The organism is Salinibacter pepae (assembly GCF_947077775.1).
Classification (GTDB): domain Bacteria; phylum Bacteroidota; class Rhodothermia; order Rhodothermales; family Salinibacteraceae; genus Salinibacter; species Salinibacter pepae.
Window position 1 is genome coordinate 2,305,425 of the sequence record NZ_CAMTTE010000001.1, and the last position, 18,579, is coordinate 2,324,003.

Annotated in this window: 19 protein-coding genes; 15 read left to right on the forward strand and 4 right to left on the reverse strand. The window is 66.9% G+C overall.

Features of this window, described 5'->3' with window-relative positions; all coding sequences use genetic code 11:
- The first annotated feature begins 7 nt into the window (after nt 1–7).
- From OJA40_RS09640 to OJA40_RS09655, 4 genes are all read left to right on the forward strand, one after another.
- Entirely contained in the window at nt 8–529 is a 522-nt protein-coding gene (locus tag OJA40_RS09640) for a cytochrome c oxidase subunit II (protein WP_208426072.1), read from the forward strand.
- Nucleotides 526–2,199 carry a b(o/a)3-type cytochrome-c oxidase subunit 1 gene (locus OJA40_RS09645; protein WP_208426071.1) on the forward strand — a complete coding sequence of 558 codons (1,674 nt, stop codon included), beginning with the start codon at nt 526–528 and terminating at the stop codon, nt 2,197–2,199. The genes OJA40_RS09640 and OJA40_RS09645 overlap by 4 nt, the downstream gene beginning before the upstream one ends.
- Before the next feature lie 353 nt (nt 2,200–2,552).
- Nucleotides 2,553–3,161: a hypothetical protein gene (locus OJA40_RS09650; RefSeq protein ID WP_263810486.1), complete on the forward strand. Its 609-nt coding sequence runs from the start codon at nt 2,553–2,555 to the stop codon at nt 3,159–3,161.
- Nucleotides 3,162–3,383: 222 nt separating this feature from the next.
- Nucleotides 3,384–4,193: a GntR family transcriptional regulator gene (locus OJA40_RS09655; RefSeq protein WP_208426070.1), complete on the forward strand. Its 810-nt coding sequence runs from the start codon at nt 3,384–3,386 to the stop codon at nt 4,191–4,193.
- A gap of 85 nt (nt 4,194–4,278) precedes the next feature.
- Here the strand turns inward: OJA40_RS09655 and OJA40_RS09660 are convergent, their stop codons facing one another.
- From OJA40_RS09660 to OJA40_RS09675, 4 genes are all read right to left on the reverse strand, one after another.
- Complete coding sequence (locus OJA40_RS09660) at nt 4,279–5,478, reverse strand: NAD(P)/FAD-dependent oxidoreductase (protein ID WP_263792639.1); 1,200 nt, start codon at nt 5,476–5,478, stop codon at nt 4,279–4,281.
- 89 nt (nt 5,479–5,567) lie between these two features.
- Nucleotides 5,568–6,488, reverse strand: a complete 921-nt coding sequence (locus OJA40_RS09665) for a helical membrane plugin domain-containing protein (RefSeq protein ID WP_263810488.1) — start codon at nt 6,486–6,488, stop codon at nt 5,568–5,570.
- A 136-nt stretch (nt 6,489–6,624) separates the two neighbouring features.
- Entirely contained in the window at nt 6,625–7,005 is a 381-nt protein-coding gene (locus tag OJA40_RS09670; protein ID WP_263810490.1) for a DUF3365 domain-containing protein, read from the reverse strand.
- A 1-nt stretch (nt 7,006) separates the two neighbouring features.
- Entirely contained in the window at nt 7,007–7,171 is a 165-nt protein-coding gene (locus OJA40_RS09675; RefSeq protein ID WP_263808760.1) for a hypothetical protein, read from the reverse strand.
- Between the two features lie 129 nt (nt 7,172–7,300).
- Between OJA40_RS09675 and OJA40_RS09680 the strand changes: the two genes are divergently transcribed.
- From OJA40_RS09680 to OJA40_RS09730, 11 genes are all read left to right on the forward strand, one after another.
- Nucleotides 7,301–7,522 (forward strand): hypothetical protein, encoded by a 222-nt coding sequence (locus OJA40_RS09680; RefSeq protein WP_263810492.1) that lies wholly within the window; start codon nt 7,301–7,303, stop codon nt 7,520–7,522.
- Complete coding sequence (locus OJA40_RS09685) at nt 7,519–7,737, forward strand: cbb3-type cytochrome oxidase assembly protein CcoS (protein ID WP_208426067.1); 219 nt, start codon at nt 7,519–7,521, stop codon at nt 7,735–7,737. The genes OJA40_RS09680 and OJA40_RS09685 overlap by 4 nt, the downstream gene beginning before the upstream one ends.
- A gap of 30 nt (nt 7,738–7,767) precedes the next feature.
- Nucleotides 7,768–9,279, forward strand: a complete 1,512-nt coding sequence (locus OJA40_RS09690) for a cbb3-type cytochrome c oxidase subunit I (RefSeq protein ID WP_263810494.1) — start codon at nt 7,768–7,770, stop codon at nt 9,277–9,279.
- Nucleotides 9,280–9,323: 44 nt separating this feature from the next.
- On the forward strand, nt 9,324–9,920 hold the full coding sequence (locus tag OJA40_RS09695) for a cbb3-type cytochrome c oxidase subunit II (RefSeq protein ID WP_208426065.1): 597 nt from the start codon (nt 9,324–9,326) through the stop codon (nt 9,918–9,920).
- Nucleotides 9,921–9,976: 56 nt separating this feature from the next.
- Entirely contained in the window at nt 9,977–10,756 is a 780-nt protein-coding gene (locus OJA40_RS09700; protein WP_208426064.1) for a c-type cytochrome, read from the forward strand.
- A gap of 45 nt (nt 10,757–10,801) precedes the next feature.
- A complete protein-coding gene (locus tag OJA40_RS09705; RefSeq protein ID WP_263810496.1) occupies nt 10,802–12,934 on the forward strand; it encodes a heavy metal translocating P-type ATPase in 2,133 nt (710 codons plus the stop codon).
- Nucleotides 12,935–13,286: 352 nt separating this feature from the next.
- On the forward strand, nt 13,287–14,750 hold the full coding sequence (locus OJA40_RS09710) for an MBL fold metallo-hydrolase (RefSeq protein WP_263810497.1): 1,464 nt from the start codon (nt 13,287–13,289) through the stop codon (nt 14,748–14,750).
- Between the two features lie 166 nt (nt 14,751–14,916).
- On the forward strand, nt 14,917–16,653 hold the full coding sequence (locus OJA40_RS09715) for a SulP family inorganic anion transporter (RefSeq protein ID WP_263810499.1): 1,737 nt from the start codon (nt 14,917–14,919) through the stop codon (nt 16,651–16,653).
- 73 nt (nt 16,654–16,726) lie between these two features.
- Nucleotides 16,727–16,906, forward strand: a complete 180-nt coding sequence (locus OJA40_RS09720) for an ArsR/SmtB family transcription factor (RefSeq protein ID WP_263808756.1) — start codon at nt 16,727–16,729, stop codon at nt 16,904–16,906.
- 166 nt (nt 16,907–17,072) lie between these two features.
- Nucleotides 17,073–17,822, forward strand: coding sequence for a ZIP family metal transporter (locus OJA40_RS09725; RefSeq protein WP_263792648.1), 750 nt, complete (start codon nt 17,073–17,075; stop codon nt 17,820–17,822).
- Between the two features lie 198 nt (nt 17,823–18,020).
- A complete protein-coding gene (locus OJA40_RS09730; RefSeq protein WP_263810501.1) occupies nt 18,021–18,530 on the forward strand; it encodes a Dps family protein in 510 nt (169 codons plus the stop codon).
- Nucleotides 18,531–18,579 lie beyond the last annotated feature (49 nt).

Consider the following 18,579-nt stretch of genomic DNA (forward strand, 5'->3'; position numbering starts at 1 on the left):
ATCGACCATGCACGTTCATCGTTTTGAGAAGCTCTGGATCGGGCTCTCCCTGCTCCTCATCGCCGCCTTCATCGGGATTGTGCTCTTCGGGTTCACGGTGATGAACCTGAAGGTGCCCGGCGTCGAAACGGGCGAGACCGTCGACCCGGCGACCGTCCTGTCGGAGGGGCCGTTTGCAAAGCCCGGGGTGCGGAAGATCAGTGACGACCACTACGAGGTCTACATGCTGGCCCAGCAGTTTATCTTTCGCCCCGGAAGCACCCGGCCTCTAACCCTGCCGGCCAAGACCAAGATAACCTTCCACATGACGAGCCCGGACGTCATGCACGGGTTCGAGGTGCCGGGAAGCGGCCTGAACTCGACGGTCATCCCGGGGCAGGTCGCGACCTTCACCACCCGGTTCCCGGAGGCCAAAAGCTACGGCATCATCTGCCACCAGTACTGTGGCTCGGCCCACCACAACATGCAGGGCGAAATCAAGGCCGTCCCCCCATCCGAGTTTGACGAGAGCAACTTAATATCACAATGACGTTTGTCAACCACTACCCGAAAGCGGCGCGCATCGTCAAGGCCAACTTGATCGTCGCGTTCGTGGCCCTCGCCATTGGGGGCTTCTTCGGCCTCATTCAGGCGCTGCACCGCACGGACGTCTTTCGGGGCTTTGTCTCCTCGGTGCAGTACTACGATGTGCTCACCGGCCACGGCGTCCTGCTGGCGCTCGTGTTCACCACGTTCTTTATCACGGGGCTGTACCAGTGGGGCGTCACGCGCACCATGGAGCGCGAGCCGGAGAGCTCAGCGTTCTCGTGGAGCTGGTTCGTAATGATGGTGGTGGGGACGACCATGACGGCCACGGCCATCCTGGGCGGGCTCGTGCCGGGCAGCGGCCTAAGTGCAGCGGTCCTCTACACGTTCTACCCGCCGCTGCAGGCGCACCCGCTTTTCTACATCGGGGCGGCGCTGCTGGTCGTGGGCTCGTGGCTGGCCGGGGCGGACTGGTTCTGGACGTACCGGAAGTGGCGGGCCGAGAACCCCGACGCCCGGATCCCACTGCAGACCTACATGGTGATCTTCACGTGGCTCATGTGGTACCTCTGCTCGCTGGGGCTGGCGCTGGAGGTGGTCGTGCTCCTCATTCCGTGGTCGCTCGGCATCGTCGAGAAGATTGATCCGCTGCTGCCCCGCACGCTCTTCTGGTACTTCGGGCACGCGGTGGTGTACTTCTGGCTGCTGCCGGCCTACTTCGTGTGGTACTCCATTCTGCCGAAGCTCTCGGGCGGACGTCTCTTCAGCGATCCGCTCGCCCGCGTCGTCTTCATCTTCTTCCTGCTCTTGTCCACGCCCATCGGCTACCACCACCAGTACGCGGACCCGGGCATCAGCCTGGTCTACAAGATGTGGGCGCTCATCATGACACTCGTCATTCTGCTGCCGAGCCTCATGACGGCCTTCACGGTGATCTCGTCGATGGAGCACGGGGCGCGGCAGCGCGGCGGCAGCGGCTACTTCGCCTGGATGGGGGCGCTGCCGTGGGGCCAGCCCGCCTTCGTGGGCTGTGCGCTGGCCGGCATCATGTTCGCCGCGGGGGGCTTCAGCGGCATGATTAACGCCTCGCTCAACATCGACATGCTGGTCCACAACACCGCGTGGATCCCCGGCCACTTCCACCTCACGGTGGGCACGGCGGTGGCCCTCACCTTCATGGCCATCACCTACTGGCTGCTGCCGCAGCTGACGGGGAAGGCGCTCAAGTTCAAAAACCTGGCCCTGGCCCAGCCCTACACCTGGTTCATCGGGATGACACTGATGTCCAACGCGCTCCACCGGCAGGGCCTGGCGGGCGTGCCGCGCCGCGTGGCGGAGCCCCAGTACGCGGGCATCGACTACGAGGTGCCGTTCGGCACGATGGCGGAGATGGACTGGCAGGTGGCCATCGGGGGCACCATTCTCTTCGTGTCGATGGTGCTCTTCCTCGTGGTAATCGGGGGCACGTGGTGGAGCGGCGCCCCCGCCACCAACGTGGACGACGTGATCCCGCCTCCCCTCTCGGGGCCGGAGCACTCGCCGAAGATCCTGGACAACCTGAAATTGTGGATGGGGGTGGCCGTGGCGCTGGTGCTCATCGCCTACACGCTGCCGCTGGCCGAGATGGTCATGGACGGGCTCTTCTCGCCGGGGGCGTTCCCGGCGCCGATGTAGACGCGCATGGGCGCCAGAACGGAGGCGCCCGGCGCTCCTGTGCTGGGACGGAGAGGCCTATGTAAACACGCAGAAATACGTTTATTCGAGAGTCATTCTGAGCGACCGACGACCGGAGGGAAAGGCGAGTCGACGAATCTTACTGGGTCCAGCGCGAACGCTGATTGGGAAATATACCGGCCCGAAGGTCGCTTCTGCTGATCTTCGAAGAGATTGATTTCATCAGTCGCTTCGCTCGGGTCTCGACCCCGCTTCGCTGCGCCCGGAATGACTTGTTGGGAAGGGTCTTTTGCGTGTCTACTTAGATTGCACCCGTCCGGTGGCTGTCTCGACGATTCCTGGACTTCTGTTCGATGGACGATTCCCCTTCTTCCGAGACGGACGATGCCCCGTCCCCGTCTGTGCCCGACGAGGTCAACCCCTGGGTGGTCCGCTTCTTTCTCATTCTCGCGTTCGGGCTCGCGTTCGGGATTGAGGGCATGACTCTGGTGCGTAGCTACCTGCTGAGTGGGGAGGAGGGGGCGGGGCCGGTGGCCGAGGAACAGGAGTCCCCGGCCGACACGCTGGGGACCCGGTCGCCCGACGCCCCCCTCCGGATCGGCGACGACCTGCTGCCGGCCACCGACGTGACGGAGCGCGTGGTGGCAATGCAGGTGCGGGCCCAGTCGTCCGGGCCCTGGACCTTCCGGCTCGCCGTCGCGGTGGACAACCGCACGGAGACGCCCTACCGCCTTACCCTGCGGGCCCTGAAGACGGACGACGGCACGGTGCTCGACGAGGGGCGGACGGCGACGTGGCCCCCCGGCGACTCGACGCGGTTCCGGGCCGCCTGGCCGATGGGGGCCGACGCCCGCCCGCAGTCACTCACCGCCGAGGCGCAGCTGCAACACGCCCCGGGTTCCACCCGCACCGTGCGCCGGCGCATTTCGTTCGGGCACGTGCCGGTGCAGATGGAGCGCTAGTCGGTGGGAGCGATCCGTCTTCCACCGCGAAATGCCCCGGGCCCGGAATTGGTCTTTTCCCCTGAGGCTCGGTGGCTCCCGGGGCGGGGCGGCCGATCTGATTCTGACGAGGCGAGGCGGGCACCCCTCCCCCGAGTAGGGATCTTCCCCTATGTTCTCCTGTTGTGACATGGCTACTCTTTTGGCCCCACGCACTGTCGTCACCACCAGACGAGGCCCTTCATGGAGCTTGAGTCGGGACGCCCGCGCCACGAACAGATCAGCGACTGGCTGCGCGAGCAGATTGAGCAGGACACGTACGAGGTCGACGAGAAACTCCCCTCCGAAAAGCAACTGGGGGACCGGTTTGACGTGAGCCGGGTGACGGTGCGGCGGGCCCTGCAGACGCTTGAGAATGAGGACTACATCTACCGCCGGCAGGGGCTCGGCTCGTTCGTCAAGGAGCGCCGGGCCGCGCAGGGCCTCGTGCGCCTCACGGACTTTGCGCAGGACATGGCACAGGCGGGCCTCGAAGCGTCCTCTCAGGTTGAGCATCACGCCCCGGAGTCCCCCCCGCCCGCGGTTGCCGTCCACCTGGATACGGACGACCAGACCGTGATGCGACTCGACCGCCTCCGCCTCGGGGACGGGCGGCCCGTTGCGTTTGACCGGACGTGGCTCCCCATGTTCTACGCGCAGCTCCTGGAGGGCCACGACCTGGAGGAGGAGACGATCTACCATATTCTCGAAGCGGAGTACGACATTCCCGTCCTGCGCGGCCACTACCGCATCACGGCCGCCAACGCGGACGCCCCCAGTGCGGACCTGCTCGGCGTGGACGCCGGGGAGGCCCTGCTCCTCATTGAGCGCCTGTCGCTGACGGAGGGCGACAAGCGCGTCTACTTCCAGCGGCGGTACTACCGAAGCGACCGGGTGGCCTACGAGCTCGAACTGGCCCGCGACACCACCCGGCACGATGCGGTAGAGCACGGCATGCCCCTCCGTGAGTTTGAGCCCGTCTTCGACGATGATGTGGACGCGCACCAGGAGTAGGCACTACGTCGGGGCGCTGCGTCGGGGCGCCATGTCGCGGGACGGGGAGGGGACACACATCCGCCGGCGGCCGAGGCCACGGCGACTACATCCGCCCCTTCAGCATGCCGTTCCAGTACATGCGGGGCAGGCCGTAGGCCTTCAGGGCATACATGCTGTACCGCTCTTCCGTCTGGTCGAACGGAAAGCTCTCCTCCGGCTCCTTGTCATAATCGAACTCGGCGAGCACCAGCTTGCCGTAGCCGGTCACCAACGGACAGGACGTGTAGCCGTTGTAGGTGCCATTGACGGGAGAGGCATCGTTAATCGTGGACATCAAATGATCCACCAGCACGGGGGCTTGCTTCCGAATGGCCGCCCCGGTCTTCGAGGTCGGCAGATTCGAGTTGTCGCCGAGCGCAAACACAGTGTCGTACCGCGTGTGCTGGAGTGTGCCCGGATCCACGTCCACCCACCCCTCCTCGTCGGAGAGGGGGCTGTCGGCAATGAAGTCGGGCGCGGACATCGGGGGCACCACGTGGATCAGGTCGTAGTCGATCGTCTCCTCCTCGCCGGACTCCAGGTGCTGAAACGTCGCCTGCTTTTTCGACGGCTCCAATGCCGTCAGTTCGGTCATGAGGTTGAGGTCGATGTCCTTCCGCTCAACCACGTCGTAGAGCGTCTCCTCGTAGGGCGGGGAGGAGAAGAGACTCCCTTTCGCCTTCATGAACGCGATGCGGCTGCCCTCGCGCACATCCTGGCGGCGGAAGGCATCGTCGGAGAGGTACATGATCTTCTGCGGGGCCCCGCCGCACTTGACGCCCATTGTGGGCTCGGTAAACAGGGCGGTGCCGCCCTTCGGAAAATTCTGAATCGCGTCCCAGGTGGTCTCGCAGGTGTCGTACGAGTAGTTGCTCACCACCCCCGTGCCGGGCTGGCCCACGGACTCGGCAAGCCCCGGAATGCCGTCCCAGTCGATCTGGATGCCGGCGGCCATGACGAGGTGGTCGTAGCCGTAGGTATCGCCGCCCTGAGTGGTGACGGTACTGCCCTCGGGGTCGACCTCCGCGGCGGCGTCCTGGATCCATGTTGCCCCGCTCGGCATCACCTCCCTCATGGGACGGGCGGATTCTTCTTTGTCGAAGACCCCGCCCCCGATGAGGGTCCAAAGGGGTTGGTAGTAGTGGGTGTCGGCGGGCTCAAGGACGGCCACCTCGGGGGCGTCGTCCCGAGAGAGGAGCTGCGAGGCAACGGTAAGGCCGCCGGTGCCGCCGCCGACGATGAGAACCTGATGGGTGTCTGTCATGGGTCTGAAGGGGGTGTGTGCACGAAATCAAACGGAAGAAGTCCACTGAACGGAGGACCCCCGCGGGCATCTGGGGCTCAGGGCCTGACTCACGAGCGGAGGTTCCGGCCGAACTTCTTGGCAAAGGTGGTGATGAAGCCGACGGCCCGCTGCACGTCGGGGTCGCGAAGGGCGCCGAGCAGGCCGAAGACCCCCTGGGATGGGGTGTCCCCGCGCTGGGCCTCCTTTTGGGTGTCGACGAGCGCCGAGCCGAGGCTGCCGACGGCCTCGAGGGCCTCGGGGTCGAGCACACCGGAGTGGAGGAGGGCCTCGAACTCGTCGGTCTGGAACAGCGTCCCGAGCCGGCTCAGGGCGCCAAAGGCCTGACGGAGGGTGCGCTCTGGGTCGTAGCCCTGTGCGGCGGCCCGGGCGTATTCGGCATCGAGGATGTCGACGACCGTGGCGATGGCGTCGGGGGCGTTCTCGGCGAGGGCCGCCAACTCGTCGATCTGGTCGGACCGGTCCAGAAGGTGCTCAAGCGCCGCGGCGGTCTCCGGCTCCGTCAGTTTCTCGAGCAGCCGGAGGCCCTCCCGGGCCCGCTCGTCAACGACCACGCCCCGGTCGGCGGCCCGCGTGAGCGCCTCATCGATCGTGTCTACCGTGACGGTGGCGGCCGCGGGGACCTGCTCGGCCAGGTCGGCGAGATTGTCGAGGTGGTCGAGCCGGTCGATAAGGGCCGACAGCACCTCGACGGTCTCCGGCTCCGTCAGCTTCTCGGCAAGCCGCAGCGCCTCGCCGGCCCGTTCGTCGAGCACCACGCCGCGGTCCGCCGCCCGGGTTAACTCGTCGTCGACCACGTCGGCGGTGGTTTGAAGAAGAGGGGGCACCTCGCCCTCGATGCGGTCGAGCCGGTCGAGGGCCGCCTCGATCGTATCGAGCTTGTCGAGGAGACGGTGAAGCGTCTGACGAGTGTCGTGGTCTTGTAAGCGCTTTTCTAGAGAGGGGGCGCCGTCTGTGTGTACGTCGTCCATGGGCCCTTCGAGTTGGCTGTCAACGAGAGAGGCGAACGGTCACCGATGCTCTCAGTCTGGTATTTACTTGTATTTACAACCCGCGATGGTGTTTCAGGACCGTTGCAAGATAAGTCCCAGAAGGCGCACAGGCTGCCTAAAACTCATCCTCGACGCTTGTATCCGGGACGAAGACTGCGTGGACGCCTTGCAGGTTTCCGTCGTCGAACCCGTACGCCCGGTCCTCGGGATGGTCCTTCTTTACGAACGCGGGGCGCTCGTCTTTGGGGGCGTGGCACGCCAGGCAGGACGGCTGCACCGTAATTCGGTGGGCGTAGCGCCAGCCCTCGTGGCCGCTGTGGGGGGTTCGGGTCCACCGCCCGGTGAACACGGGGGATGTGACAAACTCCTCGTGGAGGCGGTGCGCCGCCGCGTCGGGCCCCTGGGCGGGATTTCGATACTTCGTGGCGAGCTGCTGCACCGCCCATTCGCGGTCCGCGCCACGTTGAGGGGTGCGCGTTCCTACGGGGGCGCGCATCTCATTCGCGCATCCCATTCAGCGACGCGATGGAGTGCTCCACGTCCCGCCGGACAGAGTCGGGCGGCGTCTGGGAGCTAGCGGGGGCCGAATCGGACCCGCCGCATCCGACGATGAGAAGGGGGATGCTGAGGATCAAAAGCCGAAGAACCGAGAGCGAACGCATCGGTTAAAATGATCTGATTGTGAAGATCAGTAGGACGACCACCATCGAGGATCCTTCCGGGACCGTCCGGCTTCAACGCACTGGTTCATACCTGTAAACACAAGCAAGAGGGCCGCCGCTTCTCCTTCCATGTCTGATCCGCAGTTTGACGTTGAGCGGGCCACGGCCGGTCTCGTCCTGGCCCTTTTCCTTGCCGCTTCCCTGCTGGTGGGGGCGATGTACTACTTCGTCCTGCGCGACATGGAGGCACGCGCCGGCGCATCCGATGCGTCCCAGGCCGTGCGCGTTGATCATCCCCCGGCAGGGCCCCCTGCGTCGGCTCCCATTCCTGCGTCTGAACACCGCGCATGAGCTACACGCCCTTGTTGACCATTCTGCTCGTTCTGGTGGTCGGCGCCGCGATCACCTTGACGGTGCTGTTTTACGCCCAGCGGAAGGGGCACTTTGACAATCTGAAATCGGAGGCCTACGTCATCTTCGACGACGATGAGCCGGTGGGGGAGCCGCAGGATCAGGTGTTCGACGCCCCAGACGAGCCGACCGGCACGCCTGATCCGGAGGCCTGACCCGTTTCTTCCCAACGTTCTTCCTGTGCGATGCCCGACGATTCGTCCACGCCCGCGCCCTCGGCGGGCACGTCCCAATCAGACGTCAAGTGGCGTCGCGTTGTCGACGCGTCGACGCGCTGGCCCGTCATCGCGTTCGTTGTGAGCGGGACCTTCTGGCTCGTCGCGGGCTCCCTGCTGGCCCTCATCGCCAGCTTCAAGTTCCAGTTTCCGGACTGGTGGACCCAGCAGGCGTGGCTCACCTTCGGCCGCGTGCGCCCCGCCCACCTCAACACGATGATCTACGGCTGGATTTCGATGGCGGGGGTGGGGGTGAGCGCGTGGCTCTGGGCCCGTCTGCTGAAGACCAAACTTCGGGGCCGCGGGCTTCTGCTTCTCAGTGCGGCGCTCTGGAACGTAGGGGTGCTGGTGGGCACCATCGGCATCCTGGCGGGCTACTCCCGCGCCATCGAATGGGTGGAGATGCCCTACGCGGCGTTTGCGTTCATCGTCCCGGCCATGGGGCTGTTGGTCGTGTCGTTTGTCCGCACCCTCTGGCACCGGCACGCACGCCACCTGTACATCTCCGTCTGGTACCTGGGCGCGGCCATCCTGTGGGGCCCGCTCCTCGTGATTGCCATTCTGCTTCCCATTTACAGCGGGGTGCCGGAGGCGACGGCCAACTGGTGGTACGCCCACAACATCCTGGGGCTCTGGATCACCCCGCCGGGCCTGGCGGCCGCCTACTACCTGATTCCGAAGGTCATCGGGCGGCCCGTGCACAGCTACCACCTGTCGTATCTGGGCTTCTGGACGCTGGCCCTCTTCTACAACTGGGCCGGGGTGCACCACCTGGTGGGAGGACCTGCGCCGCAGTGGGTGGCGACCGTGTCGATCGTGTTTAGCGCGATGATGATCATTCCGGTCATCGTGGTGGCGGTCAACCACCACCTCACCGTCGTGGGGCACTTCAAAAAGCTGAAGTACAGCCCGACGCTCCGGTTCGTGGTCTTCGGGGCCATGAGCTACACGGCCGTTAGCCTGCAGGGCTCGCTCCAGTCGTTTCGGTACTGGCAGGAGGTCACCCACTTCACGCACTACACCATTGCGCACTCGCACCTGGGGGTCTACGCGTTTGCGACGATGATCGCATTCGGGGCCATCTACTACATCATGCCGCGCGTGACGAACTGGGAGTGGGGGAGCAAGCGCCTCGTAAGCCTCCACTTCTGGACCACGGGCCTCGGCATTGGGGCGTACGTTACGGCCCTCACCATCGGCGGCGTCATTCAGGGCCTGCAGCTGCTCGATCCCGACGTGGCCTTCCTGACGATCGTGGAGGACACCAAGCCCTGGCTCGTCGTGCGGTCGGTGTCCGGCACGCTCATGACGGTGGGGCACCTTGTGTTTGCGTACCTGCTCGCCAAAATCGTCGTGCAGAGCGGCGAGCGCCCGGAGGGCCCCACGTACTTCCACCCGGTGCCGGCGGGCACCTTCGATCACGTCGGCGGGGACGGGGCCCGCTCCGTCCCGTCGGGCCCGGCGGAGGAGAGTGCACAGTAGGCCCGCCCCACGCTGCGTTTTGCACCACGAACTTCCCATCCACGATGACCCGGATTGCACTGATTTTTCTGGGGGCGTTTGCGGCAATCGCGATGAGCTTTACGGCCCTCACGCTGCTGCCGCGCCTGCAGCTCTCAACGGTCGAGCCCACACCGGGCACCACCGACTACACCTACTCCGAGCAGCTGGGGCGCGACGTCTACAAGCAGGAGGGCTGTATGTACTGCCACAGCCAGCAGGTGCGGCCGGAGGACTTCGGGTCCGACGTGGCCCGCGGATGGGGGCCGCGGGGGTCCCGCCCCGGCGACTACGTGTACGACGAGACCCATCAACTGGGCACGATGCGGACGGGGCCGGACCTCCACGACATCGCCAGCCGCCAGCCCAGTCGCGACTGGCACCTGGCTCACCTCTACCAGCCCCGCTCGGTGAGCCCGGGCTCGGTGATGCCGGCGTATCCGTACCTCTTCGAGGTGAAGAAGAAGTCGAGCGTCATGGCGTCGGAGACGACGGTGCCCATCAGTCCAGAGTACGCGCCGCCGGGCGACAGCGTGGTGGTGGCCACCGAAAGAGCCCTCGCCCTCTACGACTACCTCATGACCCTGGAGCTTGAACCCATGGATCGTGAGGCCTCCAACTGATCCGGCACCGCGACGCCGCGTCGAGCACTCCACTCTTCCCGTCTCCCCCACGCATCATGGCCGACGACCCTTCGTCCCCGCCCGAGCCGGACCCGGAGCAGCGCAGCGACCCCGACCGGTCGCCCGAGCCGATTGACATGCTGCGCCCCCTCTTCCGCGAGGAGCCCCTGCCGCCGGAAGGGGGAGAGCCCCCGAAGATGTGGCTCTGGATTTTGATCTTCGGCGTCCTGCTCTTCAGTACGTTCTACCTGGGGGCCTACATGGGCGACTTCAGCCCCGATCCGTGGCTCCAGTCCCCGGAGCCCGTGGCCCAGCGCACCGGGCCGCCCGAGCCGGAGCCGGTGAGCGGCGCGCAGGTGTACAGCGCCCGCTGCGCGAGCTGTCACCAGTCCAACGGGCAGGGCATCTCGGGGGCATTCCCGACGCTGATCGGGACGCGGTGGGTGGAAAACAAGGGCCAGGTGATCCGCATCCTGCTCCACGGCCTGCAGGGCGAAATTGAAGTCCAAGGGGCGACCTACAACGGCAACATGCCCGCCTGGGGCTCCACGCTCAGCGACAAGGAGATCGCCGCGGTCATCACGCACATCCGGCAGTCCTGGGACAACGACTACGGGGAGGTCACCCCCGACGAGGTGGCGTCCGTGCGGGCGGCGACCGAGGGACGGTCCGACACGTGGTCGCCCGACGAACTGAAGGCCTCCGAGAATCAGACCGTGCCCGGCGGCAATGACGACACCGCCGCCCGGGGCCCGTCGGGAGCGGTCGGCCCGGCCCTGTACGACCGTCTCGTCGCGCAGGCGTCGCCGAACCGGATGCCCGCCCCTGCCCGATAGCGCCTCCCCCTGCTTGCCGTCCGCCCCTCGCACGCCGATTGTCCCATGCAGCGCTGCGACCACTGCGACATGCCCATCTCCGGGACGGAGGACACCGCCGTCTCCGGCGTGGCCGGCCGCACGCACTACTGCTGCTACGGGTGTCGCATGCGGGCCGAGACGCTTGGCGACGAGGAGGCGACCCGTTCCGACGAGCAGCAGACCCTCCTCGTGCGGCTCTTCGCCGGCGTCCTCATGGCGGGGTTCGTCATGGTCTTCAGCCTGGCGATCAGCTCGGGGTACGGGTTCGGGGCCCTGCGGCGGCTGGAGCACGAGGTGGGAACGGCCCACTGGGTGCTGCTGCTGGCGGCCGTGCCGGCGCTTCTGCTGCTCGGGCCGCCGCTCCTCCGCTCCGCCTGGGACGACCTGAGAGGAGGAGGGCTCACCCTGAACGTGCTGTTTACGCTCGGCACCACGAGCGCAGTCGTCGTAAGCGGGGTGAGCTACGCCCGGGGCACCGGCCCCATCTACCTCGAAACGGCCGTCATGCTGCTGGCGCTCTATACGCTGGGCCGGTACCTCACGGCCCGCGCCAAGGACACCACCACGCGCGTGCTGCGCCGCCTCGTGCAGGTGCCCGACACCACGTACGTGCGCCTGGGCCCCGACCCTGGGGAGGTCGTTCCCGACGACCTGCGAGTGGACGACCGGATTCGGGTGCCGGCGGGGGACGTCATCCCGGTCGACGGAACGGTGGTGGGGGGGCGGAGCTACGTGGACGAGAGCAGCCTGACGGGCGAGTCGCAGCCGGTCGTCAAAGAGGCGGGCGATACGGTGTACGCCGGCACGACGGCCCAGGACGGGGCCCTCACGGTCGACGCAACGGCGGTGGCGGAGGACCGGCGCCTCGCCCGCGTGGCGCAAATGATGCACCGGGCCCTGGAGCAGCCCCCGCGCCTCGCCCGCCTCACCGATCGCATTCTCCGGTGGCTCATTCCCGGCGTCGTGGGGCTGGCGCTCGTCGCGTTTGCGGGCTGGTGGGGGGCGGTCGGGTTCTCAAAGGCGCTCTACGTGGCGCTCAGCGTCGTCCTCATTACCTGCCCCTGTGCCCTCGGGATCGCCATCCCCCTCTCGCTCACCGTGGCCCTGGAGCAGGCCGGGCGGAAGGGAGTGCTGGTGCGCTCGGGCCGCACGCTGCTGGACCTCGCCCGGGCCACGGCCGTGACGTTCGACAAGACGGGTACGCTGAGCACACTCACGGCGCCCTCGGTGCGGGTGCTGCGCCCGGAGACGGTTCCTGTGAAGGAAGCTCCGGCGCCGGCGGACGACGCGGTGCTCCGGCGGGCCGCCGCCGTGGAGCAGGGCACGAACCACGCCCTCGCGACGGCCGTCGTGGAGGCGGCGGGGGACCGGGACCTGTCGCTCCCGGCGGTCGCCGACGTGACGACCCACCCCGGGGCGGGCGTGGTGGGCCGGGTGCAGGTGAACGGGCGGATGCGTCGGGTGGGCGTGGGCAACGAGCGACTGCTCGATGCGCTGGGCGTGCCCGGCGCGCCGCGTCTCCACGAGGCGTTTGCCGACGAGGCGGACGCGGGGCGCACCCCGCTCTACGTGGTGGACGAGGCCGCCGTAGTGGGCCTCCTGAGCATCGAGGAGCGCGTGGCGCCGCACGCTGAGGCCGTAGTGGGGGCCGTCCGGGAGCGATCCGAGGCCGTATCGGTGCTTACGGGCGACCGGCCCGCGGCGGCGCGGCGGCTGGAGGACCGGCTCGGGGTGCGCGCGGAGGCGGGGCTTGCCCCGGACGAGAAGGTCGACCGGCTCGCGGCCCTTCGAGACACGCACGGGCCGGTCGTGATGGTGGGCGACGGGATCAACGACGCGGCCGCGCTGGCCGAGGCGGACGTGGGCATCGCGCTGTCGTCGGGGGCCTCGGTGTCCATGGAGGCCGCGGACGTGACCCTCTACAACCCCGACCTCCGGCTCGTCCCGTGGCTCCAGCACCTCGGCCGCCGCACCCACCGCGTCATCCAGCAGAATCTGTGGTGGACGTTCGGCTACAACGCCATCGGCCTCGGCCTCGCCGTTGCGGGCCTGTTGCATCCGATCGCCGCGGTCGTCATTATGACGCTGAGCAGTATTCTCGTGACGGGCAACGCCTTTCGGCTCCGACGAACAGCCTCCCCGGAGGCACTCCCGTAGAAGAGGGGCCACACCCGTGACCGGAACCATTTCCATCTCCCAAAAATACAATTACGCGAGCTTGTGCTTGTTAATACATGAAATAACATACCGGAAGGCCGACGCGCGGCGTGCCGGCCGCGCGAGTTTTCGGTAGAAATGGACCGGGGCCTCGGACACGGCGAGGGAAACCTAGAGTCGAGTGGGATGGGGGACGTGGCCCCTGAGTGGGGCGTGTGGGACGGACGCCCCTACGCTTCACGACACCCTACGCTTCACAACACGATGTGCGGAGGGGGGCTCCGCGCGTCGCCCCCTGTCCATTGTTTCATGCCCCCTCTTCTGCCCTTCCGAACCCAACCAATTCTCTCCCATGCTATTCCGACAGATCAACGACGCGAAGCTCGCGCAGTACGCGTACCTCATCGGGTGCCAAGAGACCGGCGAGGCGCTTTTGGTGGACCCGGAGCGCGACATCGACCGCTACCTCGACCTTGCCGAACGCGAGGGCCTCGAAATTACGGCCGTCACCGAAACCCACATCCACGCCGACTTCTTGTCCGGTGCCCGCGAGCTGGCCGAGCGGTTCGACACGACGCTTTACCTCTCGGACGAGGGGGACGAGAACTGGAAGTACGAGTGGGCACAGGGGCCGAAACAAAGCGGCGGGGACTACGACGTGACGTGGCTCTACGACGGCGACACGTTCACGGTTGGCAACATCGAGATTACGGCCCTTCACACGCCGGGCCACACGCCGGAGCACCTGTCCTTCCTCGTGATGGACCGCGGCGGTGGGGCGGACGAGCCGATGGGCCTTCTGACCGGCGACTTTGTGTTCGTCGGCGACCTCGGGCGGCCGGACCTTCTGGAGTCGGCGGCGCAGGTGGAGGGGGCGATGGAGCCGTCGGCGCGCACCCTGTACGCGTCGGTGCAGCGCGTGCTCGAGATGCCGGATCACCTGCAGGTGTGGCCGGCGCACGGGGCCGGATCGGCCTGCGGCAAGGCCCTCGGCGCGGTGCCGCAGTCCACGCTCGGGTACGAGAAGCAGTTCAACCCGATGATCGACGCGGCCCGCGAGGACGAAGATGCGTTCGTCGACGCGATCCTGGCCGACCAGCCGGAGCCGCAGATCTACTTCGCCCGCATGAAGCGGGACAACAAGGAGGGGATGCCGGTGCTCGGCTCGCTGCCCTCCCCGCGCGAGCTGACGGTGCGCGAACTCAAGGACGCCACCGCGGACGAGGCGCCCCTCATCATCGACACGCGGCTCGACCGGTCGGCCTACATGGCCCACCACATTCCCGGCAGCCTCTATGCGCCGATGAACGACACCTTCAACACGGTGGTCGGCTCGCTGGTGGAGGACGAGACCACCCCCATCGTGCTGATCGCAGACGACGGGGACGTGGAGGAGGCCGTTCGCGACCTGGTGCGCATCGGATACGACAACGTGACGGGCTTTGCAGAGATCGATACGCTCCAGCGCTACTTCCAGGCGGGCGGCCCGAGCGAGACGATCGACGAGATCACGTTTGCGGACTTCGACGCCGAGCTGCAGGACGAGGCGACGGCCGTGCTCGACGTGCGCTACCGCTCGGAGTTCGAGGAGGGACACGTGGAGGGGGCGTTGAACGCGTCCTACACCCGCATGCCGGAGTACGAGACGGAGCTGCCCACCGACAAGACGCTGCTCGTGCACTGCGGCAGCGGGGCGCGGGCGGCGGCCGCCTCCTCGTACCTGGCGCGGACGGGGCACTCGGTGAAGTACGTGAACGACCACTTCGCAAACTACGAGGCCGACGAATCCACGTCCGAGGAGCCGGTGGCGGCATAGGGCCTCCCCTGCCTCCGCGGCGGAAAGGCGTCCGGGGCTGTCCCGGGCGCCTTTTCGGGTTTGGCGGAAACTGGGGATTGCGGGTGGGGGGCACGGCCCACTCTGGGGGCCGTACCCGCCGTTTTCGTGCCTGAGCCCATGGTGCTCACGTTGGACTTGATTCGGAATGCCGGACCGCATGTCGTTCTTCTCCCGCCTTTTTCCACTTGCCCAGCAACTGACCGACTACGGACGCGACCAGCTGCGTGGGGATCTGTCTGCGGGCCTGACGGTGGGGGTCATGCTCATCCCCCAGGGCATGGCGTACGCCCTCATTGCCGGCCTGCCGCCGATCTACGGGCTGTACGCCTCGCTCGTCCCGCTGGCCGTGTACTCCCTGTTTGGAACCTCACGGCAACTGGCGGTGGGCCCCGTGGCCATGGTGTCGCTGCTGGTGGCGGCGGCCGTGGGGCCGCTGGCCAACGGAGACCCCGCACTCTACATCGGACTGACCCTGCTGCTGTCGCTCATGGTGGGGGTGCTCCAGTTCGGGCTCGGCGTGGCTCGCTTCGGCTTTCTGGTCAACTTTCTCTCGCACCCGGTCCTGAGCGGGTTTACCTCGGCCGCGGCGCTCATCATCGGGTTCAGTCAGCTGAAGCATCTGCTCGGCATCGACCTGCCACGGTCCAATTACATCCACGAGATTCTGTGGGCGGCGGCCGGGCGGGTTGGGCAGATCGATCCGTTGACGGTACTGCTGGGAGTGGGCAGCATTCTTCTTCTGGTGGGCCTCCGTCAGCTAAACCCTTCCATTCCCGGGGCACTGGTGGCCGTCATGACGACTACAGGGCTCGTATGGGCCTTCGGGCTGGACGAACACGGTGTCAGCATTGTGGGAAGTGTGCCGGGCGGGCTTCCGGCCCCGTCGCTGCCGCCGCTCGGGATGGAGAATGTCTGGGCCCTGACGCCGAGTGCCCTTGCAATTGGGCTCGTCGGGTTTATGGAGTCCATCGCGGTGGCCAAGGTGTATGCGGGGCGGCACCGGTACGACATCGACGCCAATCAAGAGCTGATTGGTCTCGGCCTGGCCAACATCGCCGGGGCCTTTTTTAGCGCGTACCCCACCACGGGCGGGTTTTCGCGAACGGCCGTGAACGACGAGGCCGGGGCCCGGACGACCCTCGCGGGGCTCGTCGCTGCGGGCGTCATCGCCCTCACCCTGCTTCTTCTCACTCCCCTCTTCTACTACCTGCCAAACGCCGTCCTGGCCGCCATCATCATGGTGGCGGTCTCGGGGCTCATCGAATGGAAAGAGGCCCTGCACCTCTGGGACGTGGATCGGAAGGACCTGGGCCTGATGGCCCTTACCTTCGTGGCGACCCTCGCCCTGGGAATTGAAGAGGGCATTCTTGCAGGGGTGATCGTCTCCCTCATCGTGGTGATCTACCAGAGTTCGACCCCGCATACAGCCATCATGGGGCGTCTCCCCGGCACCGACACGTACCGCAACCTCAAGCGCAACCCGGAGGCCCTGACGCAAAGCAATGTGGTGGTGGCACGGATGGACGCCAACCTGTATTTCGCGACTGCGTCCGCGTTTCAGGACCTCGTGCGGCGGATCGACACGCAGGACCCCTCCCTCCAGGCGGCCGTGGTGGACATGTACCCGGTCAACCGCATCGACTCCACCGGCGTGGGGGCCCTGAAGAAGGTGATCGAAACCTGCCGGCGGCACAATGTCGCCCTCTACCTGGCCGGCGTGAAGGGACCGGTGAAGGACATGCTCGATGAGGCGGGCGTGACGAGAATGCTGGGGGAGGACCGGTTTTTCTTCGAGGTGTCCGGCGCGGTGGATGCGGCTGAGGCGGACGTGGAGCCCACGGATTCGGGGGTCGAGAGCCCCCTGCCGGACACGCCTGCCTGAAGAGCCCCCAACCGTTTTCATTTGCAAGGCCGACCCTGCTCCGTCTTGTCCCTGCGGTGCGTCGCCGGAGGAGATGCTCTCCGAGCCGACCATTGACACCCGTGCCGACCGGCTCGAGGCGCTCGCCAGCCCGGTCCGGCTGCGGATGGTGGACCTCATCTACCGCGGCGCCGGCGAGATCTGCGTCTGCGAGTTTATGGACCGCTTCGACCTGAGCCGGTCGACGATCCCCCACCCCCTCGAAGTGCTGTAGGAGGCGGGGCTCATCCAGAGCCGACAGGAGGGAACGATGCGGGGGCGCCGACAACAATCAAATGCGAGAGGGGCCGCGTGCGACCCGGGCCGGGCCGAGAGGCATCCGCCTGGGGGACGCCGTTGCCCCCCCTCAGCCTTCCACGCTCTTCCATACTCCACTGGCAATGGTTGTCGAAACCAGCGTCTGGGTCGTTCTCTTCGGCGCCACCATTACGGCCGTCGCCACCGGCCTGGGCGCGGTGCCCTTCCTGTTCGTGCGGGACGTGGGCGACTGGTGGCTCGGCGTGTTCAACGCCGCCGCGGGCGGGCTCATGCTGGCGGCCAGTCACAGCCTCATCGCTGAGGGATCTGTGCTGAGCACGGGCCGCACCCTGGTCGGCATTCTGGTCGGTCTGGTCCTCATCCTGGGGGCCAACACCTTTATCAGCCGGGGCGACGACCGCGACGTGGCCGAGCTTGCGGGGGCCGACGCCCGGAAGGCGCTGCTCATCCTGGGGATCATGACGGCGCACTCGTTTGCCGAAGGGGTGGGGGTGGGCGTCTCCTACGGGGGCGGCGACGAGCTGGGGGCGTTCATTACCGCGGCCATCGCCGTTCACAACATTCCGGAGGGCCTGGCCATCAGCCTGGTGCTCGTGCCGCGCGGCACGCCCCTCTGGAAGGCGGCCGGGTGGAGCATCTTTACGAGCCTGCCGCAGCCCCTCATGGCGGTCCCCGCCTTTCTGTTCGTGCTCGTCTTCGAGCCGTTTTTGCCGGTTGGCTTCGGGCTGGCGGCCGGCGCGATGATCTGGATGGTCTTCGCGGAGCTCATCCCGGATGCGCTGGAGGATGTGCCCGGGCCTACCGCGGGGGCGGCCGCCACGCTGGCGTTCGCCGCCCTCTTCGCATTCCAGCATTTCGCGCTGCACGTGTAGGGCGGATCGCAGCCGTCCGCCGCCCCGCCACGATCGGGCAGACGCGCCAACGTAGGCTTCACACGGCCCGGCCGCCCATAAGAAACACATGTAAATACAAGTAGTTGCAGAAAGTGCACGACACCGAAGGGGCCCACAGGCCTCCGACGACGGCTGGTTCGCGGTATTCTCGCCACAAAACCCGACCCCCTGACCCTTATGTCCGCTCCCGACCCCAACACGACGACCGCTTCCGCCCCTAGCACGGACGTCGCCCCGGAGAGGGCGGAGGCCGACGTAACGACGGGGCTGAACGACCTTCTGGCCGACGCCACGGTGTTCTACCAGAAGGTGCGGCACTACCACTGGAATGTGACCGGTCCCCACTTCTTTACGCTCCACGAGGAGTTCGAGACGCTTTACACCTTCTGGAACGATGCCATCGACGCGATCGCCGAGCAGGTGCGCAGCCGGGGCGACCGGCCCGTCCACACCCTCGCCGACATTCTGGATCTGGCCTCTCTGGAGGAGGACCCGAGCACCCCGGCGGCCGAAGAGATGGTCGAGGTCGTAATCGCGGACCTCGCGGCCCTCGACGAGCAGGTGCAGCATCTCGCCGAGCGGGCCGAGGAGGCCGACGACGCCGGTGCGGTCTCCGTGCTCGAGGACCTCAGTGAGCAGATTGAAGAGGACCGCTGGATGCTGCGCGCCTGGCTCAACGACCTGTAGTCCCGCCGGGACGTGCAGACTTGGCCCCCGTTTCCGGACCGGGAGCGGG